Consider the following 25,455-nt stretch of genomic DNA (forward strand, 5'->3'; position numbering starts at 1 on the left):
GACCGTTAATATACGGCGAAACCGGGCCGATTTCAAAACTCGGTAGGATGAAGTCTTACAAGTCTGCTTTATCGCTTTCTAGCAGTTTGCAATTCCGACGATTTCGAGTACATTGTGTTTATTCGAAACTTAACATAGCGTAATTGATGTGAATCACTTTTATTCTTTTCAAATTCATGGCGGCGCCGATCATGGCGGCGGAGTCGCCGATTCTGTCGGGCATTTTTTAGGATTTCTGGAAAGCCTTGCTGCACAAGAGCCTTCGGACATATTTGCGAATATATTTCCGGGAATCGCTGAATTGGATAATATTCATCCTTTGCTAGTACATTTTCCAATCGCTTTATTGATCGGTTTTTTTATTCTCGACTTATTAGGGACTTTGATTCGTAACCCGGTTTGGCGCAGTGCCGCTTCGGCGATGCTTTATTTTGGGACGATTGGCGCAGCAGTGACTGTTTATACCGGTTTACAGGCTGCCGAAACGGTTGCTCACGGAGGTAATGTTCATGACATCATGGAAAGGCATGAGCAAATTGGTATTATGGTGTTAAGCTTATCGGCGTTGTTATCGGTTTGGCGTCTGTTGGCCGGCAGTTCGCTTAAAGGTGCGGCTAACGGTTTTTTTCTATTGCTGTCGGCGGGTCTGTCCGTGTTGGTCGTTTTGGGCGCCGATTTGGGCGGATTGATGGTCTATCGTTACGGTGTTGCGGTCGAAGGGGCGGTGGATGCTTCAGAGGCAAGCGCTCATGAGCACGGCCATTCGAACAATACCACCGAGCATAATCATGAGCTCGAGCACTCGCATACGACCGAACATAGTCATGAGGCTGATCATGAGCATTCCGCTTCACCTTCACCTGACAGCCACGAACATTCTGAGTCAGACCACAGTCATCAGCATTGAATGTTTTCTCGATGATGCTCCGATATTGACCGAAATTAATATCTACGAAATTTACTCCCTTTTGATTGAAAAAACCGTCTTAAAGAACGAGCATGAAATAACTTCGACAACTTATGGGAGGGGGTTCGGTCAGCAATTCCCAATTTGGAGATCAAAAAGGGTGTGGGGTATGCTTGGCGAGGATGTCGGCAGCAGGGCAGATTTTTGCTCCTCGGCAATTGCTGAGTTACATGGATGTAATGAATGCAGAAAATGCAGGAGCATTTTTCTGCCCTGCATTGCCCTACTACACGCCATCCTTGGCGTTCGAGCTGCCGCCAAGCCCCCATGGATGGGTTTACGGCGTTCCTCGACAGGCATACCCCACACCCTAAAATCGGCGAAACTGCTCAAACTGGGAATTGCTGGGGTTCGGTGGCTCGATTGACAGGTGTAGGCGGAAGGGACAGCCAACGTCAAGCCTACATGGAAGTTTCACGGCGTCCTTTGACGGACACCCCGGCGCCGAAATTTGACCAGCAAAGGGTATATAAAGGAGTAAGAAAGACAGGCAATAAATTTCTCGAAGTTATTTCATGTTTGTTCTTAAGTAGTCCAGGTTTTCTTTGGATTTGTTAGCCGATTTCGGTTATTTCTTGAAAATAACATTGTTATAAAAGTCTCAAACACGACCACGCGAAGTATAGCCTTAGCTTAGCGCTTTTGTTTTATGGTATTCTATTCGGCTAAATTTTTTATTAAATATCGTATCTCTTTATGCGTACTCGCGTTAAAATTTGCGGCTTTACCCGGGTCAATGACGCAGTCCGTGCGGCGCATCTAGGCGTGGATGCGATCGGGTTGGTTTTTTATCCGCCTAGCCCAAGAAATGTTGATATCGATCAGGCGCTTGCGATTGTCGAAGCATTGCCGGCCTTTACCAGTGTCGTCGGTTTATTTGTCGACGAGCAAGAACCACGTATTCGTGAAGTGTTGAGTCGGGTGTCGATCGACTGTTTGCAATTTCACGGCGACGAACCGCCGGAAGCTTGCGAACTGTACAAAAAGCCTTACATCAAGGCAATCAGTATGCGGCAGGGCGTTGATATAGCTGATTTGGCTAAACGGTATTCCGGGGCTGCCGGTCTGTTGCTCGATGCCTATCACCCGGGAGTGAAGGGCGGTTCTGGGAACCGTTTCGATTGGGATTTGATTCCGCAAGATTGCGCAAAACCGATTATTTTGGCCGGCGGGTTGGAACCCGGCAATGCCAGGCAGGCAATAGAATCGGTCGGACCCTATGCACTGGACGTCAGCAGCGGCGTAGAATCGGAAAAAGGTATTAAGGATGCCGATAAAATGGCGGCATTTATAAGAATAATTAACGAGGGTAATAGAAGTTAGTAACATGACACAGCATTATAACTTGCCGGACGAGCGCGGACATTTCGGTCCTTATGGCGGAAAATTCGTTGCCGAAACATTAATGGGGCCTATTCAAGAGTTAGAAGAGGCTTATCTGCGCTATATGCAGGATCCTGAATTTTTAACCGAACTGGATGCCGATTTGCAGCATTATGTCGGGCGCCCTTCTCCGCTTTACCATGCCGAACGCTGGAGTCGGCATTTAGGCGGTGCGCAGCTTTATTTGAAACGAGAAGACCTCAATCATACCGGCGCTCACAAAGTTAATAATACGATCGGGCAGGCGCTATTGGCTAAGCGCATGGGGAAAACCCGGATCATCGCCGAAACCGGCGCGGGTCAGCATGGCGTTGCTACAGCTACGGTCGCAGCCAGGCTGGGGCTCGAGTGCGTTGTTTACATGGGGGCGGTCGATGTCGCGCGACAGTCCTTGAATGTTTACCGAATGAAACTGCTTGGCGCAAAAGTCGTTGCGGTCGAATCGGGTTCGAAAACTCTGAAAGACGCTTTAAACGAAGCGCTCCGTGATTGGGTTACCAATGTCGACAATACATTCTACATTATCGGTACGGTCGCAGGGCCTCATCCTTATCCCGCGATGGTGCGCGACTTTCAAACCGTGATCGGCCGCGAAGCCAAAGAACAATGTTTGACCATGACCGGGCGGTTGCCCGATGCGCTGGTCGCTTGTGTCGGAGGCGGGTCGAACGCGATCGGTTTGTTTTATCCGTTTATCGATGATGCCTCGGTTAAGATGTACGGTGTCGAAGCGGCCGGAGACGGCGTCGAAACCGGACGTCATTCTGCTCCGCTTTGCGCTGGACGCCCCGGAGTTTTGCACGGCAACCGGACTTATTTAATCGAGGACGATGATGGTGAAATCATCGAAACGCATTCAATCTCGGCGGGTTTGGATTACCCCGGTGTCGGACCCGAGCATGCCTGGTTGAAAGACGCCGGACGTGCCGAATATGTCAACATCACCGATGATGAGGCCTTAAGGGGGTTTCATGATCTAACCGAAATGGAAGGCATTATTCCTGCGCTGGAATCGAGTCATGCGATTGCTTATACGACAAAACTGGCGCCGACCATGCCTAAAGATAGCATTATTATTATCAATCTTTCCGGTCGTGGCGATAAAGACATCATGACCTTGGCGCAACGCGAGGGAATAGAACTGTGAGCCGATTAGCCGCTAAATTCGAAGAGCTTTCCAAATCCGGCCGCAAGGCTTTAATTCCATTTTTGACGGCCGGCGATCCGCATCCGAATTTTACCGTACCGATGATGCATGCGATGGTGGAAGCGGGCGTTGATATTATTGAACTTGGCGTACCGTTTTCCGATCCGATGGCGGACGGACCGGTCATTCAGAAAGCCAGCGAACGCGCCTTGGCGCATAAAATGAGTTTAAGAAAAGTACTCAATGCAGTCGCCGAGTTCAGGAAAAAGGATGACCAAACGCCTGTCGTGTTAATGGGTTATTTAAATCCGATCGAGGCAATGGGTTACGAGGATTTCGCCAATGCGGCACAACGCGTCGAAATCGATGGCGTGCTGACGGTCGATTTGCCGCCCGAAGAGGCCGATTTCTGTGTTTCGTTGCTGAAAGAACGCGGCATCGATCCGATTTTTTTGTTGGCGCCTAATAGCAATGAAGAACGCATTCGTAAAATGGATGCGGCGGGTAGTGGCTATATTTACTACGTTTCACTCAAAGGTGTAACCGGCGCCGGGCACTTGAACACCGCCGATGTCGAGGAAAGGCTGAAGTTAATCCGTGCCAATACTCGATTGCCAATCGGTATCGGCTTCGGTGTCAAGGATGCCGAAACGGCGAAGACAGTGGCGAACTTAGGTGATGGTGTCGTTGTCGGTAGCGCCTTGATCAGTAAAATCGAAGCGAATTTGGATAATCCGGAGCAGGCATGCTCCGAAATAGTCGATTTACTTAAAGCCATGCGCGCCGCAATGGATGAATAAGTCGTCGATCACATGAGCGAATTCGGAGTTTAAAATATGAGTTGGTTTGAAAAACTGGTCCCTTCAACTATCAGAACAGACGGGAATAACAAGAAAAAAGGCGCAGTGCCTGAGGGGTTATGGACCAAGTGCCCGAATTGTAACGCGATTCTTTATAACAACGAATTGGAACGCAATTCCAGCGTGTGCCCTAAATGCAATCATCACATGCGGATATCGGCAAGAGTCCGCTTGGCATTATTTCTCGATGAGCAGGGTCAAGAAGAAATCGGTCAACAAATCAAACCGACCGACCCGCTTAAATTCAAGGATTCCAAACGATACAAAGACCGTATCAGCCAAGCGCAAAAACAGACTAAGGAAAGCGACGCCCTGGTAGTGATTAAGGGTAAGCTCAAGAATAAGGATATCGTGGCTGCCGCGTTCGATTTTAGTTTTATGGGCGGTTCGATGGGCTCGGTTGTCGGTGAGCGTTTTGTGCGAGGCGTTAATAAGAGCCTCGAAATCGGTGCGCCGTTCATTGTTTTTACCGCCAGCGGCGGCGCCCGCATGCAGGAGTCGTTGTTTTCATTGTTTCAAATGGCGAAAACCAGCGCGGCCTTGACACGGTTGTCGGAAGCGGGATTGCCGTTTATTTCGTGTATGACCGACCCTACGATGGGCGGTGTATCCGCGAGTTTGGCGATGCTTGGCGATATCAATGTCGCCGAGCCGAATGCCTTGATCGGTTTTGCAGGGCCTCGCGTCATCGAGCAAACCGTTCGAGAAAAATTGCCCGAAGGTTTTCAACGTAGCGAGTTTCTGCAAGAGCACGGCGCAATCGACATGATTATCGATAGGCGTGAAATGCGCGATAAAATTGCTGCTATGCTGGCGATGTTGATGGCTTCCCGGATGGAAACGAAAATAAGTCCGAATGTAGACGAGCCTATTATCTTGGCCGAAGCCGAGCCTTTGCCTGTCGTTCAGGATTGAGTGTAATTATAAATTGGCAGCAATTATAATCGGCACAATGATTCTACAGTTGCGGTTAGACCACGATAAGCACGAAAGACACAACAAAAATCGGTCCGCGATAGGGCTTAAGTTTGCAGTTATTGGATGTGGCGATCCACGACTGGCTATTACGTTGGCGCTTTCGTGCTTTTTTGTGTTTTCGTGGACCCCATAATTTTTCTGAGATGAAGCATTTTGATACGCTTGAGGGCTGGCTGAAGTGGCAGGAAGGTTTGCACCCGCAAACAATCGATCTAGGCTTAGAGCGAGTTCTGTGCGTATTTCGCGCATTACAGCAGGATTACGATAAACCGCCGACGATCACGGTAGCCGGAACCAACGGTAAAGGCTCTTGCGTGGCTTTTTTAGAATTTATTTATCGGGCTCAAGGTTATCGAGTCGGCACATATACTTCTCCGCATATTTTAAGGTATAACGAACGTATAAAAATTGACGGTAAACCGGTTAGCGACGATTTGATCTGTTCGGCTTTCGAGCGTATTGAATCGGTGCGAGACGGTGTGTCGTTGAGTTACTTTGAATTCGGTACTTTGGCCGCGCTTGATATTTTTTCCAGGGCCAATCTCGATGTGCAATTGTTGGAGGTAGGTTTGGGCGGGCGTCTTGATGCCGTCAATATTGTGGACCCCGACGTTTCTATTATTTCCAGCATCGGGATCGATCATGCGGAATGGCTCGGCGAAACGCGCGAGCTGATCGGTCGTGAAAAAGCCGGTATTTTCAGAAAGCAAGTTCCTGCGATTATCAGTGATCCTGAGCCACCCGACTCGATATCCGAATATGCAAACGAAATCGAGTCTCAGGCTTTTTTTATCGGGTGCGATTTTGCTTATCGGAAGCAGTCGAAAGGTTGGATATGGTACACACCAGATCGGCAGATCGACCGATTGCCGGAACCTAATCTCAAAGGCGAGCATCAATATCGAAATGCGGCTGCTGTGGTAATGGCCGTGACCCTAATGTCTTCACGACTGCCGATTAGTGTGGATTCGATAAGGCGGGGCATCGAATCCGTTGAGCTTACCGGACGTTTTCAATTCATTAATGACGAACTACCAGTCTTGCTTGATGTCGGGCATAATCCGCAAGCGGTTCAGACCTTGGTCGACTATCTGAGCGATAATTTCCCGGACAAACGCATTCATGCCGTTTTTGCGATGATGAAGGATAAGGATATTCCGGGCGTTATCGATATCATGAAGCCGTTGGTTCATCGATGGTATTTTGCGCCGATAAATGACAATCCGCGATGCGCTTCCGAGACGATGATGCAAGAGTATTTTGAGCAGTGCAAAATTACGGCTGTCGATTTCGGTTTTTCCGGATTGCAAGATGCATTGAATAGTGCCAAGGCTAAAGCCGGAAAAAACGATTTATTATTGGTTTTCGGCTCTTTCTTTTTAGTATCTGAATATTTGGCTGGTTTAGCTTAGAGGTTAACGATGGACCAGGAATTAAAACAAAGATTGATCGGCGCAGTTGTCATTACCGCGTTGGCCGCTATTTTTGTACCGATGCTGTTTGACGATCCCATTGAAGAAAGTGGTCAAATAGTCAACGAATTGACTTTACCCGAACCTCCTGTGGAGGCCTTTACCAAGACTGCCGAAAGTCTTCCGGAGGACAGTCGTCCGCAATCGGTGGAAGTGGCAGTTGACGAAACTGCAAAGCTTTCCGACGAGCTCGAAGGATTAACTCAAGAAGAGCTCGATTACATGGGGCCTGTCGATGACGGATCGGAGCTCAAACCTATTGATAAAACCACGTTACCGAGTTCCTTGGTCGAAGCGGAAACGGCTAAATCGTTAACAGTTGACAAAACCGCGACGAATTCGACTCCGATTGCCAAAGTACCCGAAACTAAAACAGAGGTGCCCGCTTCATTGCCGATTGCGGAACTCGTGACTTGGTACATACAGCCAGGCAGTTTTAGTAAGAGGGATAATGCATTTGCATTACGCGACAAATTGCGTTCCCAAGGTTTTCCGGCTTCGGTTGAGGAGTTCGATGTCCGTGGAGCAAAATCCTATCGGGTTTTGGTTGGGCCTGAAACCGATAAAAGCAAAGCTCAGGCGCTCAGAGTTCGATTGGATGCCGCCAATAATTTGAATAGTTTGTTATTGTCGGTCAATAAGCCCAAAGCTCTTGAACCGGCAACTGCTAAGGCGCAAGCAAGCAAATCGGCCGTTCCGCAGAGTGTACCTACTCAAAGTACCGGAATGGTTAAGTGGTATATCCAGTTAGGCAGCTTCAGTAAACAGGAAAATGCGGATTCACTTCGTGATAAGCTGCGCGCGCAAGGTTTTCCTGCCGCCGTTACCGAAGTCGATACCGTGCAAGGTAAAGCGTATCGTCTTCGTGTCGGTCCCGAACTCGATAAAAAACGGGCTGAAACGCAACTGATACAATTGGACAGCCAACACAGTCTGAAAGGTTTTCTGGTTTCCGAATGAGTTTTATAGGAGATGCGGATATGATCTGGGTCGATTATGCCATTTTGGGGTTGATCTCCATTTCTTTGGTGATCGGTTTGTTTAGAGGCTTTGTCGAAGAGGCTTTCTCACTGGTATTGTGGGTCGTCGCGATTTGGCTCGGATTAACGTTTAGTCGGGAGTTTTCCGCGCTTTTGGAGCCGGTTTTTAGCGTGCCTTCGGCACGCATTGCCGCAGCCTTTGCGGCATTGTTTTTTGCCGTGTTGATTGGAGGTGCGTTGGTCAATTTAATTTTACGAAAATTGGTCAAGCAGACCGGATTAACCGGGTCGGATCGTTTTGTCGGAATGATTTTCGGTATCGCTCGCGGATTGGTGGTCGTCACGGTGTGCATCATGTTGGCCGGTTTGACGCCGCTTCCCGAAGATGCTTGGTGGAAGGAATCGACTTTGATTCCGCCCTTTCAATCGCTTGCCGTTTGGCTACGGGAACATATCCCGTCAGACGTGATGAGCTATGTTAATTATCGTTGATTAAAATTTTAGGTTTAAAGCATGTGTGGTATTGCCGGTATTGTTGCTCATAAATACGTTAATCAAGAACTGTACGATGCGTTGACCGTATTGCAGCACAGGGGGCAAGATGCGAGCGGCATCGTGACCTGTGAAAACGGACGCTTGCATTTGCGTAAGGATAACGGCCTGGTTAGGGATGTTTTCACGACTAGTCAAATGTTGAAGCTCAAGGGTAATATGGGCATTGGTCATGTGCGCTATCCGACCGCCGGATGCACGAGCTCGGCCGAGGCGCAGCCTTTTTATGTGAATTCGCCGTTCGGCCTGACGTTGGCTCATAACGGCAATTTAACTAACACCGAAGCATTGAAACACGTTTTGTTCATCGAAGATCAACGTCATATTAATACCGACTCCGATTCCGAAGTATTGCTCAATGTTTTTGCGCATGAACTGCAGCAATTGCGTAAGTTGAAATTGACTGTGGACGATGTGTTTACCGCGGTTTCCAGAGTTCACCAGCGTGTACGCGGCGCTTACGCGGTCGTCGTAATGATAGCGGGTTTCGGCATCTTAGGCTTTCGCGACCCGCACGGCATCCGGCCTATCGTATTCGGTGAAAGAAAATCCGATAAAGGCAGTGAATTCATGATCGCTTCCGAAAGCGTCGCGTTGGATGTCTTGGGCTTTGATCTTATTCGGGATATCGAGCCCGGAGAAGCGGTGTTCATTGAGGAATCCGGTGCCTTGCATACCAAGCAATGTTCCGATTTCGTCGATCATTGCCCTTGTATGTTCGAATATGTCTATTTTGCTCGACCCGATTCGATCATCGACGATATCCAGGTTTATAAGGCCCGCTTGAGAATGGGTGAAAAACTGGCCGATAAAATTATGCGTATTTGGCCGGATCACGATATCGATGTGGTGATACCGATTCCCGATACCAGCCGAACTGCGGCATTGCAGTTGGCTAACAAACTTCATGTCAAATACCGAGAAGGTTTTATCAAAAACCGTTATATCGGTAGGACGTTCATTATGCCGGGGCAACAAAAGCGCAAAAAATCGGTTAAGCAAAAGCTCAATGCGATCGATTTGGAATTCGACGGTAAAAATGTTCTACTAATAGACGACTCTGTCGTCAGAGGAACAACTTCGGAACAAATTATACAAATGGCCCGGGAAGCCGGGGCTAAAAAAGTGTATTTTGCATCGGCAGCACCGCCGGTCAGATATCCTAATGTCTACGGTATCGACATGCCGGTAGTGGAAGAATTAATTGCGCACGGCCGTACCGAAGACGAGGTTTGCGAAGCGATCGGCGCGGATCGTTTGATTTATCAGGATTTAGAGGACTTGATCGAGGCGGTAAGACGAGGCAATAGAGATATTCAGCATTTCGATACATCGTGCTTCAGCCGCGAATATATTACCGGTGATATCGACGATGCCTATTTGGAGAATGTTCAAGCCTTGCGTAACGATGATGCTCAGGCAAAAAGAAATTCGGAAAATTTTATTATAGAAATACAGAATTCAGACTAAGCAAAGTCTATGCTGGAAACCTATAGAAACGTCTCACGAGTGAGTAAAGGAGCAACATGAAAGATACCGATTGGAACGATTATTCGCTCGAAACTCAGGCCATTAGAGCAGGGCATCGTCGCACGGGCGAAGCAGAGCATAGCATTCCTATATTTACGACATCCAGTTATGTGTTTGACAGCGCCGAAGAAGCCTCATTGAAGTTTACCGGCCAAATTCCCGGTAATATCTATTCCCGCTTTACCAATCCGACTGTCAATGCATTTCAAGAACGGCTAGCCGGGATGGAAAATGGTGAGCGTTGCCTGGCTTTTGCGTCGGGCATGGCCGCAATCATGGCGGTAGGCATGGGTTTGCTGAAATCGGGCGATCATGTGGTAGTTTCGCGCGGTGTATTCGGCAATACCGTATTAATGTTTCAAAATTATTTTGCAAAGTTCGGCGTGGACAGCGATTTTGTCGCCTTAACCGATTTGGCCGCTTGGGAAGCGGCAATCAAACCGAATACCCGTTTTTTGTTTTTGGAGACGCCATCTAATCCGTTGACTGAAATCGCCGATATTCAAGCGCTTGCCGACTTAGCGCATCGGCATGATTGCTTGCTCATTGTCGACAATTGTTTCTGTACGCCGGCACTGCAAAAACCGCTCGACCTCGGCGCCGATATTATCGTCCATTCGGCGACCAAATATATCGATGGTCATGGCCGTTGTGTCGGCGGTGCTGTTGTCGCTTCCGATGAAATCATCGAAAAAGCTATTTATCCTTATTTGCGCACAGGCGGCGCTACGATGAGTCCCTTTAATGCCTGGGCTTTTCTGTCGGGACTCGAAACGCTGGCACTGCGCATGGAAAAACATTGCGCCAATGCTTTGGATTTAGCTCGTTGGTTGGAAAAGCAACCAGGAGTAGAAAGGGTTCACTATCCGGGTCTGGAATCGCATCCGCAACATGAGTTGGCAAAGCGTCAGCAAACCGGATTCGGCGGCATCGTGAGTTTCGAATTGAAGGGCGGTAAGGAGCCGGCTTGGAATTTAATCGATTCGACGCGCATGATTTCGATTACGGCAAACCTGGGTGACGTCAAAAGCACAATCACTCATCCTGCGACCACCACACATGGCCGTCTGTCGCCTGAGGCGCGGGACGCTGCGGGAATCAAGGATGGTTTGGTGCGTATTTCGGTCGGTCTCGAAAACATCGAGGACATCAAAAAAGATTTGTCAGCAGTGAATGCTTTTGTTTAGGATTTCGTAACAAATCATTTTTCGGAGTTATGGCTTTGTAGCGGGTCACTGCTGGCTCCATAATATAGAAATTATTTATCCTTAATTCGGCATTCGGTCCAAGAAATACACTAACGTTCATGAAGGCCTAGCCATCGCCCCGGCAAATGAAAGTTCTCTGGTGGCGGAGGGTGCGGTCACTCGACCGACAGGACGCCGTGAATACGTCCATGTAGGCTCGACGGCGGCTCCCTGCCGCCGACGCCTGTCGATCGAGCAACCGCACCCTCTCTGGAACCGGTATTGCCAGCACAGAGTTTTGTATATCGAAAAATTAGATAAAGTGTCCAAATCTACGAACTTTCACAGTAAAGTATTCATGCGGTTCCATAAATCTTTTTAAGCCCTCATTGGGTGAGCGGCTTGGAACGTATAGTTAATTGAATATTTTCGTGATTTTCGTGTGTTTCGTGGACAGAATATACTTTTTATAAGTTTATGAACAAATCCTTGGTGCATGAATTCAGGAAAAATTCAGGTGTTTTTTTGCAGTATTAACCCTCGACTCGTTTTTAGCGATCGGTGTTTTGGCATATAATAGTCAGCTATCTTTTCACTTTTCCGCAATAGGAAGTCAATAATGAAAAAATTCACGCTCTTAGTTTCAGCTTTGTTTTTGTTTGCAGCCGGTGCCCATGCTCATGGCCCTGTGCGTCAGAAAGTAAAGCAGGATATCACCATTAATGCACCGGCTGATAAAGTCTGGGCATTGATTAAAAACTTCGACGATATGTCATGGTTGCCGGCAGTAGCCAGCACAACAGGTGAGGGCGGTAACAAGAAAGGCGCGACCCGCGTTTTGACGCTAAAAGACGGGGGCTCGATTACCGAAGAATTGAAAAAGCATGACGATAAAAAAATGAGTTATGCCTATAAAATCAAAGAAATGAGTGTCGAAAAAACCATTTCGCACTCCGGTCAAGATGAAGACGTACCGGTATTGCCGGTTAGCAACTACGCGGCCAGCATAGACCTCAAGGCTAAAGGCGACAAAACGCAGGTCATCTGGCAGGCTGGTTACTACCGCGCTTACATGAATAACAATCCGCCCGCTGAAATGAACGAAGAAGCGGCTAATACTGCCGTTAACGCTATTTTCAAGGAAGGCTTGGAAAACCTGAAAGCCTTAGCCGAAAAATAAGGTTGTTTTCGGTGTTATTAAGACACGTAAAAAACGCGATGGCTTTTGCCGTCGCGTTTTTTTTATCCCTTCCGCTAGCAGCAGCTCCTCGTGCTTTTATTACGAATCAACTGGGCGATAGCGTTTCGGTGATTGATACCGTATCGAATTCGGTAGTTGCAACGATTAAGGTACCCGGTAAGCCGGCCGGCGTCGCGGTATCGCCGAATGGCGATCGAGTCTATGTGACGACGCCGGAATCGGGCGAATTAGCGGTTATCGACGCTGCAAACAATCGGTTAATCGCTCAGGTACCGGCGAGCGCCGGCGCTTTAGGTATTGCGGTCGATAAAACGGGCACGACAATATTTATTGCCGACTGGTATAACAATATCGTTTCGGTCATCGATTCTCAAACTTTGAAGGTCAAGAAGACAATTCCGGTCGGGCGATCGCCCTCGGGGTTGGCCGTGAGTCCCGATAACCGTTGGCTCTATGTCGCCAATCGACTCGATAATTCGGTGTCGCAAATCGACCTTGAAACCTTGAGGATTCGCAATACCACTAAAGTTGGAGAGCACCCGTTCGGTTTGATTGTCGACAGCAAAGGCGAAAGAATCTATGTGGCCAATGTCGAGAGCGATGATATTACGGTGTTGGGACGGGATCATCTTAAGCGAATTGCGACCGTGAAAGTTAAAATGCTGCCTTATGCGGCGGCTTTGGCGCTCGATGACAGTTTATTGTTTGTAACGAATCAAGACGATGGCACGGTTTCGGTGATCGATACCGTAACGTTAACCGAGACAGCCGTGATAGAAGTTGGCGACAAGCCGGAAGGCATCGGAACGCTTCCCGGGGGGCGTTTTGTCTATGTTGCGAATTGGTTCGATGACAATGTGTCGGTCATCGATGCGTTAAATCTTGAAGTGATCGATACGATCGAAACGGGCGGCGGCAGCCGGGCCTTCGGTCAGTTTATCGTCGGCGATTGAATCAAATATTACTTTTTCCTCCATTCAAAATCCGCATTCATTCCATGGCTATCAGGCTGCCGCCAAGCCCGATAGATGGCTTGATGACAGTCTTCGACAGGCACATCCCGAACCTTCAATAAAGGCGAGCGATTTTTTAGTATGAAAGGAGTAATGCCGAGGGACTTAACCCGCTTTGGGTTATGTTTGCCATATCCGGTCATACCCCACAGCATGGTTGCGCTAATTATCCCTTGACTACGCGCTTCTCCTAACAGAGCAAGATACAAGGTTTACCTTGTCATTGATCTGCCCCGCCCACATAAATTGTCCTGATTAGCAAGATGCTTCATCTTGCCGAGGCCAAGTGTCCGAGCAGGGGCCAATCGTAGTCGCAAAAACTAAAATATACTGTTACCCAAGTTCCAGCTCTCATCGTTATACATAAGTCAAAAATTACCCTTTTGCAACCTTAACCAATGAGACCTCGATACCATTTATTGTGACTTAACACTTTCGACCTCGAGATCGCGATCAGGGGATCGCTCCCACAGAGCGTCCGCAGCTCTCTCTGTGGGAGCGGCGCCTTCGTCGCGACTATCGAAGCCAGTAACGCTCAAACACCAATAGCCTTTCCGGACAACACAACAATTTAGCGCTCGGTCGCTACTTTTTGCACAATTATACCCATCGTAGATCAAAATTCGGCACCGGGGTGCACGTCAAAGGACGCCGTGAATACATCCCTGTAGGTTCTAGGCTCTAGCTGGCAAAGCCTTTGCCGAGCATCCCGGCGCCTCCTCAGGCACTGCCGAAATTTGAAGTGCGAAAGGTATAGATAATCTATAAAGACGAGAGCTGGAGCTTGGGAAATAGCGTGATGTGGGTTGGCCGTTTTTAGCTTGACGCGCATGGCTTACGAACCCCGTCCGGATAGGGATATGCTGATCTTTGGGCCTTAGCTGAAGAAGCTTGCTAATCAGGTGGTTTGTTGATCAATTATGAGATGAGGCTAGTTCATCTTCCACGACCAAAACGGGTATCGCACTGCTTTCCAGCACGGCTTGAGAAACTGATCCAACCAATACTTCGTCCAGGGGACGATGACCGCGTTTGCCGATGACGATCTCCGCCACATCATTATCTTGAGCGGTGCGGATAATTTCTTCAGATACGGAGCCATTGGCAATGACAAATCGATAACGAATATCTGCCAGGATTCGTCTCGCCTGATGGCTGAGTTGCTCGCTTCCTTCAGGATCATCTATTCGAATGACGTGAAGCACCACCACCTCGGCATCGCTACGACGGGCTAACTCCGCCGCTTTTCTCAGCACTTGTGTCGCTAAGGCTGAGGTGTCGACGGCTGCCAGCAATACAATCCGCCGCGACACCGAAACTTTGGTAGGGTCAACCTCGCCCCGCTCCAAAAGTTTCGGTGCAAATAAAGGAGTAGACCAAGCTCCAAGCGGGGCTGTTACCAAAATCGACAGGGCTGCTAAGGCAAGAATCGTTTCGCCCCCATCTATGCCTAGAGCCAAGGGAATCGCACCGATCGCTGCCTGTACAGTTGCCTTAGCGGAATTCCCAGGGAGCAGAAATAGCCGTTCTTTCCACGTCCAGTTGCTGCCTAGAGTTGATAGATACCAGCCGATGGAACGACCGATCAAAAGACCTATTGCTAGTACAGCTAATCCAATTAGAAAGGTGTTGCCAAGCACATCAAGTTGAATACTAGCTCCCAACAGCACAAAGAGGATGATCTCAGCAACCACCCATAAACTGTCAAAGCCACTGCGTAATCGACGCGCTAATGGAGCATCTATCTCGATCATGAAAAAGCCTGTCATCATGACCGCCAGATAACCGGAAAACACGGGGAAATCTTCCGCCATAACGACCAGCAACAAGGCAAAGCCTGCAGCAACCAACGCATCCTGCACCGCATTTTGCGTCCAGTTTTGGTTGGCTAATAATGAGACCAATAGGTGAGCCGCAAACCATCCCAGCAAGACCCCTAAACTGATTTGGAGGATGATTTGAAGCGGCAGCAATTGCAATGGGGTCAGAGTTAATCCGCCCGGCAAGGATATTCCCGTCGCGGCAGTTTGAGACAAAAACGCAACCAGTAAACTAAAGACCAGCAAAAGCAAGACATCGGACAGCGCGCTTCCGGTTAATATGGCATCAGGAATACCTTTCTTAACTCCCCATCCTAGACTCTTTAAGCGCAACATCCCAGGCACAATAACGGCGGGAGATTCCGCACCAATAATGCAACCAAGTAGAAGTCCCGTGGCAAAGTCAAACTCAAGCAGCCACATTGAAGCAAACGCAATGGCGATTGCCTCACAAGCCCCGGGAAAAAAGCCCAATCGCAATGCTACGGTACCTTGCTGAGCTAGCTTTTCCCGATCAAGCCCTAACCCAGCTTTCATTAAAATTACCATGACGGCGATCACGCGTAGGGAATCTGCAGCTCCTAAAACCTCTGGTGCAATCACATTTCCTACATGGGGGCCAAGCACAACGCCGACCAACGCCATACCAACCAGTGCAGGAACTCGAAGTCGTCGGGCAATTTGCCCAACGAAAAATCCCATTAACAGAATCCAGATAATGCTCTCTAACATAACATCACGTTGCAGTTGAGTGGGTTAATCAACGTGACTTGTAGTGTGGCAGACATATTTCAGCCTATGCATGTACAGCCCTCACCTCGCGCTACAAGTCGGTAAAGTAGGAGCCATCAGCCAGATACGTTGTGATAATGCTAAAAAACGCTAAGCGGTTTCGGCGAGCTCCATCGCCATCATTTCTTTTTCGTACCATCCCTTTGTCAACAGGGGAAGATTCTGACATCTATCAAGATATTCATACATCTACCCTACAAGGCATGGAGAGTGCTTGTAATTATCCAGGCCGGTCTAGCATATTGTCAAGAAAGCCAGGGTCAGGACCTGGGGCGCCCCAGCAATTCCCAGTTTGAGCAGTTTCGCCGGTTTTAGGGTGTGGGGTATGCCTGTCGAGGAACGCCGTCAAGCCCCCATGGGTGAGTTCATGGCGATCCTCGCTAGACACATCTCATACCTTTTACTCTTAAACGGTTTTTCTATCAAGGGAGTAGGAGGAGAGCCTGAGCGTGTTCCAATAAATTTTCCGGCAACTCAAATACCACATATTGACAGCCGATGCGGGCAAGAAAAATGACCGAATAAGGAGAACGATCACGATTGCTGCAGGCTTTGATTTATCGTTTGTTGGCTGTTCCTTTTAAGCCCAGCCCGATCAACCAAAGCTCAACAATAATCAGTATTGCAATCAACTACAAATTCGCACGTCGGTCGGCGTTTATTCGACTGTCTTGGGTTAAGTCGGCGCCATAATGCGTGCTTTTCGTATCTCGGAAACTTGCATACGGGAACGATAATAATTCACGACGGCAATTGGCGTATAATCCTTCAGCGAAGGCGATTTTTTACAACCACAGAGAGCATAGTGTTGCGGATACAATGCTCTGTGGTTTTGCCAAGCGATTTTAAAACAAACCGAGTTGTACTTGGGCGACTTCGGACATCATGTGTCTCGACCAGGGCGGGTCCAGTACCACTTCAACATTGACCCGTTCGACGCCGGGCAGGGCACGTATCGCTTTTTCGACATCGCTTTGAATGACGGGGCCCATGCCGCAGCCGGGTGCGGTCAACGTCATTTGAATGTCGACTCTGTTTTTGCCTTCCCCGGTCGGTGTGACCGCGCAATTATAAACCAGTCCCAAATCAACGATGTTGACGGGGATTTCCGGGTCATAGACCGTTTTCATGACCTCCCAGCAGTTTTTCTCGACTGCGTCAGGATCCGTGTCGCGGACTAAGGTGTGGAGCTCGTGAGGCTCTTTGCCCAAGGCGTCGGCATCGGCACTGTTGATGCGTACCATGTGCCCGTAATCGGTGACAACCGTGTAGTTGTTACCGAGCGATTGGTGTATCGTGACAACGCTACCTTTGCTTAGGGTCCCGGCATTGCCGTCGGGAATAGTGACGATATTGACATCCCGCGTTAAAACGATGCTTTCTCTTTCAGCCATGATTATTCGTTGGTTGTTGCTTAAAGGTTTGCGCGTCGATGATGCGACCGGTTAGACCGATACTGTCGGCGCTGAAAAGATAGGTATAAATCTCATTTAATGAGGACATTGCCGGTAATAGGCTTTTATCCTCGGCCGGGTAGGCCCTTTTTCGAAAAGGCGAATCGATAGGGCCCGGTATCAAGGTGTTCACCCTGATTTTTCCCTCCGACTCCAGTTCCTCCGCCAGTATTTTAGACAAGCCTTCCAGCGCGATTTTCGATACGCCGTAAGACGCCGAATAGGCTTGACCGGTTCTTGCCTTGGAATCCGACGTGAACACGATAGAAGCGGAATCGCTTTTTTGCATGATCGGCAGTAGCACTCTGCATAACAGAAAGGGCGCATTCAGATTGACATTCAGCGAATGCCCCCAGTCCTTGGTTTTATGCAATGCCAAAGGCTCGAATGCGCTGAATTCGACTGCAGAATGCAGCAAACCATCCAGCGAGCCGTATTTTGCTTCAATCCGGTCGGCGAGTTCCTGGTAATCGTTTTCGTTTGCGCCGGCTAAGTCAAAAGGGTACATGATCGGTTCCGGTGCGCCGGCAGCGACGATCTTGTCGTAAACCGCTTCCAGTTTAGCGATGATTTTGTCCAGTAAAATGATCTGTGCGCCTTGTTTGGCGAGGGCCAAGGCAGCCGTACTGCCAAGGCCACCGCCCGCGCCGGTGATCAGAATGACCTTTCCTGTTAATTGCATAATGTTGACTTTATCCATGAATCGATTTGGCGGGGATGATCGATCAAGGCATCGGCGCCCCAATTCTCGGGAACATCCTCCGGCTTTAAATAGCCGTATAACGCGGCCAAGGTTTTCATGCCGACATTTTTTCCGGCCTCGATATCGTGTCTCGCATCGCCGATATAAACGCATTCGTGTGGCTTTACTTCGGCCAGTCGGCAGCCTTCCAGCATCGGTTCGGGGTGCGGTTTGCTGTTGCCGGTGCTATCGCCGCTCACGATACAGGCTGCTCGTTGCGTTAGGTCGAGTGCTTGCATCAGCGGATCGGTGTAGCGTTTAAGCTTATTGGTCACGACCCCCCATTTAAGACCTTGTGATTCGATGGCTTCGAGTAATTGCGGCATGCCGTCGAAAAAAACCGTGAATTCGGCGATATTGTCTTGATATCGGTCGAGCATTGTTTTCAGAACCGCCTGCCGAATTTCATCACGGACGGTATCGCCAATGCTGGCTTTAACCATCGCTGCGGCGCCATATGAGATATAGGGCTTAACCGATTCGTTAGGGATATTTACAAAGCCGTGTTCAAGCAAGGCGTGATTCAGGCAGGCAATTAGGTCCGGAGCGGTGTCGACAAGCGTTCCGTCGAGATCGAATAGCACGCAAGAAAGCTTAAAATCGCAGACCATAGTCAGTCGACTCGTTTGAAAGCGGCAAGATAATTAACGTCGATGTCTTTGCCGAGACTGAAACGCTTGGTTAACGGATTGTATTCGATGCCTGCCATGCTTTGTAGCTCAAGCCCGGTTTCGCGTGCCCAGCGGCTCAACTCCGAAGGTTTAATAAAGGTTTTGAAATCGTGCGTTCCTTTAGGTAGCATTCTCAATACATACTCCGCTGCAACGATGGCCAATAAATAGGCTTTCGGCTTACGGTTTAGCGTCGAGAAAAACACCGTGCCGCCGGGCTTAACCAGCTTCGCGCAGGCTCTGACGATAGATGCCGGGTCGGGTACGTGTTCGAGCATTTCCATGCAAGTGACATGGTCGAAACCTTCGGGTTGTTCATCGGCCAAGGCTTCGGCGCTAATTTTGCGGTAATGCGCGTTGATGCCGGATTCCAGTCCGTGTAGATCGGCGATATCGATCAATTCCTCGCTCAAGTCGATGCCGAGCATATCTGCGCCGTTTTTGGCCAGTCCTTCGGAAAGAATGCCGCCGCCGCAACCGACATCCACGATACGCTTGCCGTCAATTTCCGCATGCTCTTGAATAAAACGGATTCGCAGCGGATTGATGTCGTGGAGAGTTTTGAACTCGCCGCTAGTATCCCACCAGCGTTCCGCAAGCGAGCCGAATTTATTGATTTCGTGAAGATGTACGTTGTCTGTAACTGTCATGAGAGTGAACCGTTTAGGTTGAATAATTGTATACTATATTACTAGGTTATTGCTAGCGGCGGATTTGAAGTCAGTGTTAATTATTGAGACAAACGCTGACGCCATGCGTCGATTTTGAGCGTTAAATCGGCAAGGTCAAGTGTTGTGAGGCGTCGTTGTTTCAATAAGCGTTTGCCGGACACCCAAACGTCGGTAACATTGTGTCTGCTTGCCGCGTAGACGATTTGCGAGACCGGACAATATATGGGTTGGGTTTCGATGCCGCTCAAATCGATCGCTACGATATCGGCCGCTTTGCCGATAGCCAACGATCCGATTTCGTTGTCGAGGCCCAAGGCTTTGGCGCCGTTGATTGTCGCCATTTTAAGCGCGGTCATGGCCGGTATCGCTGACGCATCGTTTGCGACGGCTTTACCCAGGAGCGCGGCACTCCGCATTTCGCCGAGCATATCCAGGTCGTTATTGCTGGCGGCCCCGTCTGTACCTAGTGCGACATTGATTCCAGCATCGAGGCATTTTGCGACCGGACAAAAGCCGCTGGCCAATTTCAAGTTAGATTCCGGGCAATGCACGATATGGGCTCCGGAGCGGGCGAACAATTCGATTTCGTCGTCGTGTAATTGAGTCATGTGCACAGCGACGAAAGAGGGGTTGATCAGGCCGAGTTCATTGAGTCTTGCTATCGGGCGCGTACCGGTCTTTTCGAATGCCTCATCGACTTCATGCCGCGTTTCGTGAACATGCATGTGTACCGGAACATCGAGTTCGTCGGCAAAAGTTCTAACTTTCTGTAACGGTTCGTCCGAGACCGTGTAAGGTGCATGCGGCGCAAACGGTGTTATGATCAACGGCTCGTGGCGGAGGCGGTCGTGCAGTTCCAAGCCTTTTTCGATATAACGGTCGGCATTCTCGGCCCAGGCGGACGGAAAATCGATCAGAATCATGCCGATCCCTGCGCGTATGCCATGATGTATAGCCTGTTGCGCGGTGATTTCCGGAAAAAAATACATATCGTTAAAGCAGGTCGTGCCGCCGCGTATCATTTCGGCGATCGCCAGATCTGTGCCGTCCCGGACGAAAGCTTCGCCGACCCATTGTTGTTCGAGCGGCCAGATATGATTTTGCAGCCAGTCCATTAAATGTAAATCGTCGGCAATGCCGCGCAATAGCGTCATCGCGGCATGAGTATGGCAGTTGATTAGGCCGGGAATGAGAGCGTGACGGTCGAGATTCTCCACCGAACCGGCTTGGTATTTTTGCGAGGCTTCCGTTGTCGGCAATAGGTCGACGATACGACCTTTGTTGATAATCAACGTATGATGCTCGTAGGTTACGGATTCGGGCTCAACGGGTATAATCCAGCGCGCATTGATAGCAATATCGACTTTCATGAACGGTTTCCAAATTAAATGAATAGCCTACGAGCAGTGTATGCCGATAGTATGCAACGCAATGGCTATAAAAACCGAATTATAACTTTTTTTCCTACCTATTCGATAAACAATGACTGAACCCAAACAATTAGCGGTACAAGCCCTGCAATGGACAGGCGATTCGTTAAAAGTCCTGGATCAAAGGCTGCTTCCCGAAACTATCGCTTATGAAGACTACCGCGATGCGCTGGGAGTCGCTGAAGCCATAAAAACTATGCGTGTGCGCGGAGCGCCCGCGATCGGTATTGCGGCGGCCTACGGTGTGGCGTTGTCGGTGAAGCAGCATTGTCACGATCGTTCGGTAAATTGGTCTGATAAGGTGTTTGCCGATATCGAACGGCTGGCGGCATCGCGCCCGACTGCGGTTAATTTATTTTGGGCCTTGGACCGGATGAAAGCGCTTTTAAATTCCCAACCGGAGGATCCGGTGGCGGCAACACAAGCCTTGGCCGTAGAAATCCATCAGGACGATATTGCCGCGAATCATCGAATCGGCGAGTTAGGCGCCGACATTATCGGTGGGGCTAAAGGCGTTTTGACGCATTGTAATGCCGGAGCTTTGGCGACAGGCGGTTACGGTACGGCGCTCGGCGTGATTCGAAGCGCCTGCCGGCGAGGCTTAAATAAAGTCTTTGCGGGAGAAACTCGCCCTTGGTTACAAGGCGCCCGACTGACCGTATGGGAATTGGCTCAAGACGATATTGCGGCGACCTTGATAGCCGATTCAGCAGCAGCTTGGTTGATGAAGTCGGGTGCGGTCGATTGGATCGTCGTCGGTGCCGATCGGATTGCGGCGAACGGCGATACCGCAAACAAAATCGGCACCTATTCGTTGGCGGTATTGGCTAAACAGCATGGCGTCAAGTTAATGGTAGCGGCTCCGTTATCGACGATCGATTGGAATCTTGCCGACGGTGGCGGTATTGAAATCGAACAGCGCGAACCTAATGAATTGTTACCGGATAGTTATAATCAGGAATCCTTGGTCAGTGCTTGGAACCCGGTATTCGATGTGACGCCGGTCGAATTGATTTCGGCGATCGTGACCGAGCGCGGCGTGGTATTGAATCCATCGGAAAATGGCATGGGGAGTCTTAAATTATGAAATTTTCCAAAAAAGGCAATAATCCGGCCTGGGCAGTGAGTTGTTTTTTTCGCGGCCTGCGTTGGGCACTTAAGCCGGAATTGCGCAAATTTATCGTGATTCCGGTTTTGATTAATCTCGTGCTCTATAGCGCGGTGTTGGTACTCGGGTATTATTATGTTGCCGACCTCATAGCGCATTTTATCCCGGACTGGTTGTCATGGTTAAGCTGGGTTTTATGGCCGCTGTTTTTTCTCAGTTTTTTTATCGCCGGATTTTTCACGTTTACCATTTTGGCGAATTTGATTGCGGCGCCGTTTTACGGCGCATTGTCGGCAAAATCGGCGGAACTCATTACGGGCCGAAAGCTTGAGGCCGGCGCGCATTCCGTCAACAAAATCATCCTGGCCGAATTCAAGCGCTTCGGTTATTTGGGTAGTAGGGCATTGCCGTTGTTAATTGTGTCGATCATTCCCGGTATTAATATCGCGGCACCTTTTTTATGGGGTTTGTTCGGGGCTTGGGGTGCGGCATTGGAATACATGGCTTATCCATTGGAAAATGCCGGTTTGTTATTTTCCGAGCAACGAAAAGTACTCAAAAGCATTCGTCTCGGTTCGATGAGCTTCGGCGGCGTCACGATGGTAGGATTAACCTTACCGATAGTAAATATCATCGTCGCGCCGGCCGCCGTGATTGGGGCGACTATTTATGTATTGCAGGCTGGGGAGGGCGAGACTACGCAATGAATCAAGGAGTAGTGCTATGGATAGCGCAATATTTCCGGTATTGCGGGACAGAATGCGGTGCGATAAGACTAAATGCTTGACCCCGATCTTTCGAGCAGGCGTTGCTTAATATTAATCCGCCGTGAATAGCCCACCCGCAAGATCACCAATCAGCTTCTCAAACGGAGGCGGCTTCCGATACGGGTCTTCTGCGATCAGTGCCAGCAATTCCTGGGCTTTTGCTTTTGGCATCAAGGCCGCTGGAGGCCAACTTCTTTGCATCTTTCTGGGTTTGCTTGGTACATTAGCAGGAAAGCAGCAGGAAAGGAGGGGAGGAAGGCGGAAAGCAAGCGATACGATATAACTTGGATCTAACCTTGTTTATTCCAAAACCTGAATCCATTGGTTTTCATTGCGAAGAAACTGAATGGTAATACGGTAGGGTGTAGAGTTTAACTTCTAAGGGGCAAACAGCACATTAAAATCCGCTTACAAGATGCTTAATGCTCAAATTCGCTCTTGAGACTCCCGATCTGCGGCTGAGGTCGCTGGCGTCGACAAGCCACTTACAATCCACCGCGAGTATTACGATATGCGTACACTCTATCAATTTCCGATTTCGCATTACTGCGAAAAGGTTCGCTGGGCCTTGGACCACAAACAACTCGATTACCGGACCCGGAACCTGTTGCCGGGACTGCACGCACGAACCACGAAGAAGCTGGCTGCCGAGTCGACGGTACCGGTTCTGGTCGATTCCGGCAAGGCCATACAAGACTCGAGCGACATTATCGACTATCTCGACTCGCGTTATCCCGACACGCCGCTGACGCCGGGCGAACCGGAATTAAAGGAAGAGGCGCAATACTGGGAAAAATTCGCCGACGAACGCATCGGCGTAGCGGTTAGGGCGGTCTGCTACGACACGCTCTTAGACCATCCCGGCCTGTTGATCCCGATCTTCACCGCCAACGGTCCCTGGTACGGCCGTCCGATCATGCCAGTCATTTATCCTAAATTGCGTCTGCAAATGCGTAAACTGATGATGATCGAACCGCGCACGGTCAAACTCGCGCAGCAACGTTTAGAGAAAGCGATCGACAAAATTGACGCACACCTGAAAGGCCGCCGTTTCATGGTCGGCGACCGCTTCACGCGCGCCGACATCGCTGTGGCGTCATTCTTGGCGCCGCTGTGCAAAATCCGGAAATTCAGCGTCGAATGGCCCGCAGTCTATCCAGAGCCGCTCGAATCCCTCACGGCTTCCTGGGCCGGCAAGCTAAGCTGGGTCGAACGACTCTATCAGGATTATCGTTGAGGCGGCGAAAAAAGGGTCCGAAAAAAGATTCAAGTTTATTTAATATTCAACCTGAACCCCTTTAAAAAGCGGAGCGTAACGTAGTTTTTGCGCGTCCGAGTTGGTGGCGATGCTTGGCGCAGCAATTCCCAATTTGGAGATCAAAAAGGGTGTGGGGTATGCTTGGCGAGGATGTCGGCAGCAGGGCAGATTTTTGCTCCTCGGCAATTGCTGAGTTACATGGATGTAATGAATGCAGAAAATGCAGGAGCATTTTTCTGCCCTGCATTGCCCTACTACACGCCATCCTTGGCGTTTGAGCTGCCGCCAAGCCCCCATGGATGGGTTTACGGCGTTCCTCGACAGGCATACCCCACACCCTAAAATCGGCGAAACTGCTCAAACTGGGAATTGCTGATGTTTGGCGAATTATCCGTGCAGAGTTGCCTCCGCAATCTCCCTAACACATGACATTGTGATGCCGTGCCGCTGCTCTACTGCAAATTGGTGCTTGGCTTCTTCAAATTCAGTAAGGGTCCACTTCCGACAGGCTGCGAAAAAAGGGAGACAGAAAAGGGGTAAGTTGAACTAATAATTAAACCTGACCCCTTTTTTGGACAATCCTTTTATAAGTTGTTCTTGAAAACGGAGCTTTTTGAGAAGCCTTGTTGCGTTATCTCTGCGGCGCACAGAATCAAGGCGCTTCTATTCTCACAAATAGTTCTTGAAACTATATTCTCGCACTACTACTATGACAACGAGTTTCGATAAGGAGTAGAGCATGGGACAACTGAATCGCATCACCCAAGAACCCGATGTGATGGGTGGCAAAGCATGTATCCGTGGAATGCGCGTCACGGTCGGCATGATTGTGGGACAAATCGGTGCGGGACACAGCGTTGATGAAATTCTCGCCGATTACCCCTACCTTGAGCGCGAAGACATCATGCAGGCGCTTCGTTACGCTGCCTGGCTAGCCGAAGAACGCGAGGTCGTACTAGCCTCCGCATGAAGCTGCTCGTCGATATGAACCTGTCCCCGCGCTGGATCGGATTGTTAGTCAATGCTGGCATTGAAGCTGAGCATTGGTCAACACTGGGTGAAAAAAATGCTCCGGATTCGAAAATCATGGCTTACGCCAGCGCGAACGACTATGTGGTCCTCACACACGATTTGGACTTCAGCGCGATCCTTGCCGCTACACATGGCAAGAAGCCCAGCGTCGTGCAAATTCGTGCCGAGGATGTCAGCCCGGACGTGATCGGATTGCAGGTCATCGCTGCCTTGCGGCAAATGGCATCCGAATTGGAAAACGGCGCATTGCTTACCGTTGATCCAAATCGCACCCGAATGCGACTACTACCTTTTCAATTGAGGACAGGGGATGAAGCTTAATATCGCCAGTCACAAGAAAATCTTTTCCTTTATAAGGGAACACATCCCCTGTGTGCTTTGTGTCCATGATGATTCACCCGATGGGTTTCAAGTTAAAGTTACCTGATTAGCAAGATGCT

The 25,455-nt window shown here is 49.4% G+C and carries 23 protein-coding genes and 1 riboswitch; of the genes, 17 read left to right on the forward strand and 6 right to left on the reverse strand.

Features of this window, described 5'->3' with window-relative positions; genetic code table 11:
- Positions 1–148: 148 nt before the first annotated feature.
- The 12 genes from METBU_RS0102110 (at position 149) to METBU_RS0102165 (ending at position 13,210) form a co-directional block, all read left to right on the forward strand.
- Positions 149–907, forward strand: a complete 759-nt coding sequence (locus tag METBU_RS0102110; protein ID WP_017839051.1) for a DUF2231 domain-containing protein — start codon at positions 149–151, stop codon at positions 905–907.
- Positions 908–1,663: 756 nt separating this feature from the next.
- Complete coding sequence (locus METBU_RS0102115; RefSeq protein WP_017839052.1) at positions 1,664–2,290, forward strand: phosphoribosylanthranilate isomerase; 627 nt, start codon at positions 1,664–1,666, stop codon at positions 2,288–2,290.
- Positions 2,291–2,294: 4 nt separating this feature from the next.
- A complete protein-coding gene (trpB, locus tag METBU_RS0102120; RefSeq protein ID WP_017839053.1) occupies positions 2,295–3,497 on the forward strand; it encodes a tryptophan synthase subunit beta in 1,203 nt (400 codons plus the stop codon).
- On the forward strand, positions 3,494–4,297 hold the full coding sequence (trpA, locus tag METBU_RS0102125; RefSeq protein ID WP_017839054.1) for a tryptophan synthase subunit alpha: 804 nt from the start codon (positions 3,494–3,496) through the stop codon (positions 4,295–4,297). Before trpB ends, trpA begins: the two co-directional genes overlap by 4 nt.
- A gap of 36 nt (positions 4,298–4,333) precedes the next feature.
- Entirely contained in the window at positions 4,334–5,272 is a 939-nt protein-coding gene (gene accD / locus METBU_RS0102130; protein ID WP_017839055.1) for an acetyl-CoA carboxylase, carboxyltransferase subunit beta, read from the forward strand.
- A gap of 206 nt (positions 5,273–5,478) precedes the next feature.
- Entirely contained in the window at positions 5,479–6,747 is a 1,269-nt protein-coding gene (gene folC / locus METBU_RS0102135) for a bifunctional tetrahydrofolate synthase/dihydrofolate synthase (RefSeq protein ID WP_017839056.1), read from the forward strand.
- 9 nt (positions 6,748–6,756) lie between these two features.
- On the forward strand, positions 6,757–7,767 hold the full coding sequence (locus METBU_RS0102140; RefSeq protein WP_017839057.1) for an SPOR domain-containing protein: 1,011 nt from the start codon (positions 6,757–6,759) through the stop codon (positions 7,765–7,767).
- Positions 7,764–8,279 (forward strand): CvpA family protein, encoded by a 516-nt coding sequence (locus METBU_RS0102145; RefSeq protein ID WP_040575265.1) that lies wholly within the window; start codon positions 7,764–7,766, stop codon positions 8,277–8,279. Before METBU_RS0102140 ends, METBU_RS0102145 begins: the two co-directional genes overlap by 4 nt.
- A gap of 21 nt (positions 8,280–8,300) precedes the next feature.
- Positions 8,301–9,809, forward strand: coding sequence for an amidophosphoribosyltransferase (gene purF / locus METBU_RS0102150; protein WP_017839059.1), 1,509 nt, complete (start codon positions 8,301–8,303; stop codon positions 9,807–9,809).
- 56 nt (positions 9,810–9,865) lie between these two features.
- Positions 9,866–11,056, forward strand: a complete 1,191-nt coding sequence (locus METBU_RS0102155; protein ID WP_017839060.1) for an O-succinylhomoserine sulfhydrylase — start codon at positions 9,866–9,868, stop codon at positions 11,054–11,056.
- A gap of 619 nt (positions 11,057–11,675) precedes the next feature.
- Positions 11,676–12,236, forward strand: coding sequence for an SRPBCC family protein (locus METBU_RS0102160; RefSeq protein WP_017839061.1), 561 nt, complete (start codon positions 11,676–11,678; stop codon positions 12,234–12,236).
- 11 nt (positions 12,237–12,247) lie between these two features.
- Positions 12,248–13,210, forward strand: coding sequence for a cytochrome D1 domain-containing protein (locus METBU_RS0102165; RefSeq protein WP_026129984.1), 963 nt, complete (start codon positions 12,248–12,250; stop codon positions 13,208–13,210).
- Between the two features lie 974 nt (positions 13,211–14,184).
- Here METBU_RS0102165 and METBU_RS0102175 read toward each other — a convergent pair.
- From METBU_RS0102175 to METBU_RS0102200, 6 genes are all read right to left on the reverse strand, one after another.
- Positions 14,185–15,822 (reverse strand): cation:proton antiporter, encoded by a 1,638-nt coding sequence (locus tag METBU_RS0102175; protein WP_017839064.1) that lies wholly within the window; start codon positions 15,820–15,822, stop codon positions 14,185–14,187.
- A 100-nt stretch (positions 15,823–15,922) separates the two neighbouring features.
- Positions 15,923–16,009, reverse strand: a riboswitch (Fluoride riboswitch).
- A 718-nt stretch (positions 16,010–16,727) separates the two neighbouring features.
- The gene (sufT, locus tag METBU_RS0102180) at positions 16,728–17,276 is read right to left on the reverse strand and encodes a putative Fe-S cluster assembly protein SufT (RefSeq protein WP_017839065.1); all 549 of its coding nucleotides are present in this window, start codon (positions 17,274–17,276) and stop codon (positions 16,728–16,730) included.
- Positions 17,269–18,018 carry an SDR family NAD(P)-dependent oxidoreductase gene (locus tag METBU_RS0102185; RefSeq protein WP_017839066.1) on the reverse strand — a complete coding sequence of 250 codons (750 nt, stop codon included), beginning with the start codon at positions 18,016–18,018 and terminating at the stop codon, positions 17,269–17,271. The genes sufT and METBU_RS0102185 overlap by 8 nt, the downstream gene beginning before the upstream one ends.
- On the reverse strand, positions 18,009–18,689 hold the full coding sequence (locus METBU_RS0102190; RefSeq protein ID WP_017839067.1) for an HAD family hydrolase: 681 nt from the start codon (positions 18,687–18,689) through the stop codon (positions 18,009–18,011). Before METBU_RS0102190 ends, METBU_RS0102185 begins: the two co-directional genes overlap by 10 nt.
- Positions 18,690–18,691: 2 nt before the next feature.
- The gene (ubiG, locus tag METBU_RS0102195; RefSeq protein WP_017839068.1) at positions 18,692–19,399 is read right to left on the reverse strand and encodes a bifunctional 2-polyprenyl-6-hydroxyphenol methylase/3-demethylubiquinol 3-O-methyltransferase UbiG; all 708 of its coding nucleotides are present in this window, start codon (positions 19,397–19,399) and stop codon (positions 18,692–18,694) included.
- Between the two features lie 80 nt (positions 19,400–19,479).
- The gene (locus METBU_RS0102200) at positions 19,480–20,790 is read right to left on the reverse strand and encodes a TRZ/ATZ family hydrolase (RefSeq protein ID WP_017839069.1); all 1,311 of its coding nucleotides are present in this window, start codon (positions 20,788–20,790) and stop codon (positions 19,480–19,482) included.
- 112 nt (positions 20,791–20,902) lie between these two features.
- Between METBU_RS0102200 and mtnA the strand changes: the two genes are divergently transcribed.
- The 5 genes from mtnA (at position 20,903) to METBU_RS0102230 (ending at position 25,336) form a co-directional block, all read left to right on the forward strand.
- Complete coding sequence (gene mtnA / locus METBU_RS0102205; protein ID WP_017839070.1) at positions 20,903–21,937, forward strand: S-methyl-5-thioribose-1-phosphate isomerase; 1,035 nt, start codon at positions 20,903–20,905, stop codon at positions 21,935–21,937.
- Complete coding sequence (gene cysZ, locus METBU_RS0102210; protein ID WP_017839071.1) at positions 21,934–22,665, forward strand: sulfate transporter CysZ; 732 nt, start codon at positions 21,934–21,936, stop codon at positions 22,663–22,665. The genes mtnA and cysZ overlap by 4 nt, the downstream gene beginning before the upstream one ends.
- Positions 22,666–23,236: 571 nt before the next feature.
- Complete coding sequence (locus METBU_RS0102220; protein WP_017839072.1) at positions 23,237–23,962, forward strand: glutathione S-transferase family protein; 726 nt, start codon at positions 23,237–23,239, stop codon at positions 23,960–23,962.
- A 760-nt stretch (positions 23,963–24,722) separates the two neighbouring features.
- Positions 24,723–24,953: a DUF433 domain-containing protein gene (locus METBU_RS0102225; protein ID WP_017839073.1), complete on the forward strand. Its 231-nt coding sequence runs from the start codon at positions 24,723–24,725 to the stop codon at positions 24,951–24,953.
- Positions 24,950–25,336 carry a DUF5615 family PIN-like protein gene (locus METBU_RS0102230; protein WP_017839074.1) on the forward strand — a complete coding sequence of 129 codons (387 nt, stop codon included), beginning with the start codon at positions 24,950–24,952 and terminating at the stop codon, positions 25,334–25,336. Before METBU_RS0102225 ends, METBU_RS0102230 begins: the two co-directional genes overlap by 4 nt.
- Positions 25,337–25,455: the final 119 nt, after the last annotated feature.

The organism is Methylotuvimicrobium buryatense 5G, assembly GCF_000341735.1.
Lineage (GTDB): Bacteria > Pseudomonadota > Gammaproteobacteria > Methylococcales > Methylomonadaceae > Methylotuvimicrobium > Methylotuvimicrobium buryatense.

Coding starts and splice junctions, on each gene's coding strand:
- METBU_RS0102220 (WP_017839072.1), top strand. CDS start 23,237: ATGCGTACACTCTATCAATTTCCGATTTCGCATTACTGCGAAAAGGTT.
- METBU_RS0102190 (WP_017839067.1), bottom strand. CDS start 18,689: ATGGTCTGCGATTTTAAGCTTTCTTGCGTGCTATTCGATCTCGACGGA.
- cysZ (WP_017839071.1), top strand. CDS start 21,934: ATGAAATTTTCCAAAAAAGGCAATAATCCGGCCTGGGCAGTGAGTTGT.
- METBU_RS0102230 (WP_017839074.1), top strand. CDS start 24,950: ATGAAGCTGCTCGTCGATATGAACCTGTCCCCGCGCTGGATCGGATTG.
- folC (WP_017839056.1), top strand. CDS start 5,479: ATGAAGCATTTTGATACGCTTGAGGGCTGGCTGAAGTGGCAGGAAGGT.
- sufT (WP_017839065.1), bottom strand. CDS start 17,276: ATGGCTGAAAGAGAAAGCATCGTTTTAACGCGGGATGTCAATATCGTC.
- METBU_RS0102140 (WP_017839057.1), top strand. CDS start 6,757: ATGGACCAGGAATTAAAACAAAGATTGATCGGCGCAGTTGTCATTACC.
- METBU_RS0102200 (WP_017839069.1), bottom strand. CDS start 20,790: ATGAAAGTCGATATTGCTATCAATGCGCGCTGGATTATACCCGTTGAG.
- mtnA (WP_017839070.1), top strand. CDS start 20,903: ATGACTGAACCCAAACAATTAGCGGTACAAGCCCTGCAATGGACAGGC.
- METBU_RS0102115 (WP_017839052.1), top strand. CDS start 1,664: ATGCGTACTCGCGTTAAAATTTGCGGCTTTACCCGGGTCAATGACGCA.
- trpB (WP_017839053.1), top strand. CDS start 2,295: ATGACACAGCATTATAACTTGCCGGACGAGCGCGGACATTTCGGTCCT.
- METBU_RS0102185 (WP_017839066.1), bottom strand. CDS start 18,018: ATGCAATTAACAGGAAAGGTCATTCTGATCACCGGCGCGGGCGGTGGC.
- METBU_RS0102225 (WP_017839073.1), top strand. CDS start 24,723: ATGGGACAACTGAATCGCATCACCCAAGAACCCGATGTGATGGGTGGC.
- ubiG (WP_017839068.1), bottom strand. CDS start 19,399: ATGACAGTTACAGACAACGTACATCTTCACGAAATCAATAAATTCGGC.
- METBU_RS0102175 (WP_017839064.1), bottom strand. CDS start 15,822: ATGTTAGAGAGCATTATCTGGATTCTGTTAATGGGATTTTTCGTTGGG.
- METBU_RS0102160 (WP_017839061.1), top strand. CDS start 11,676: ATGAAAAAATTCACGCTCTTAGTTTCAGCTTTGTTTTTGTTTGCAGCC.
- METBU_RS0102155 (WP_017839060.1), top strand. CDS start 9,866: ATGAAAGATACCGATTGGAACGATTATTCGCTCGAAACTCAGGCCATT.
- purF (WP_017839059.1), top strand. CDS start 8,301: ATGTGTGGTATTGCCGGTATTGTTGCTCATAAATACGTTAATCAAGAA.
- accD (WP_017839055.1), top strand. CDS start 4,334: ATGAGTTGGTTTGAAAAACTGGTCCCTTCAACTATCAGAACAGACGGG.
- METBU_RS0102145 (WP_040575265.1), top strand. CDS start 7,764: ATGAGTTTTATAGGAGATGCGGATATGATCTGGGTCGATTATGCCATT.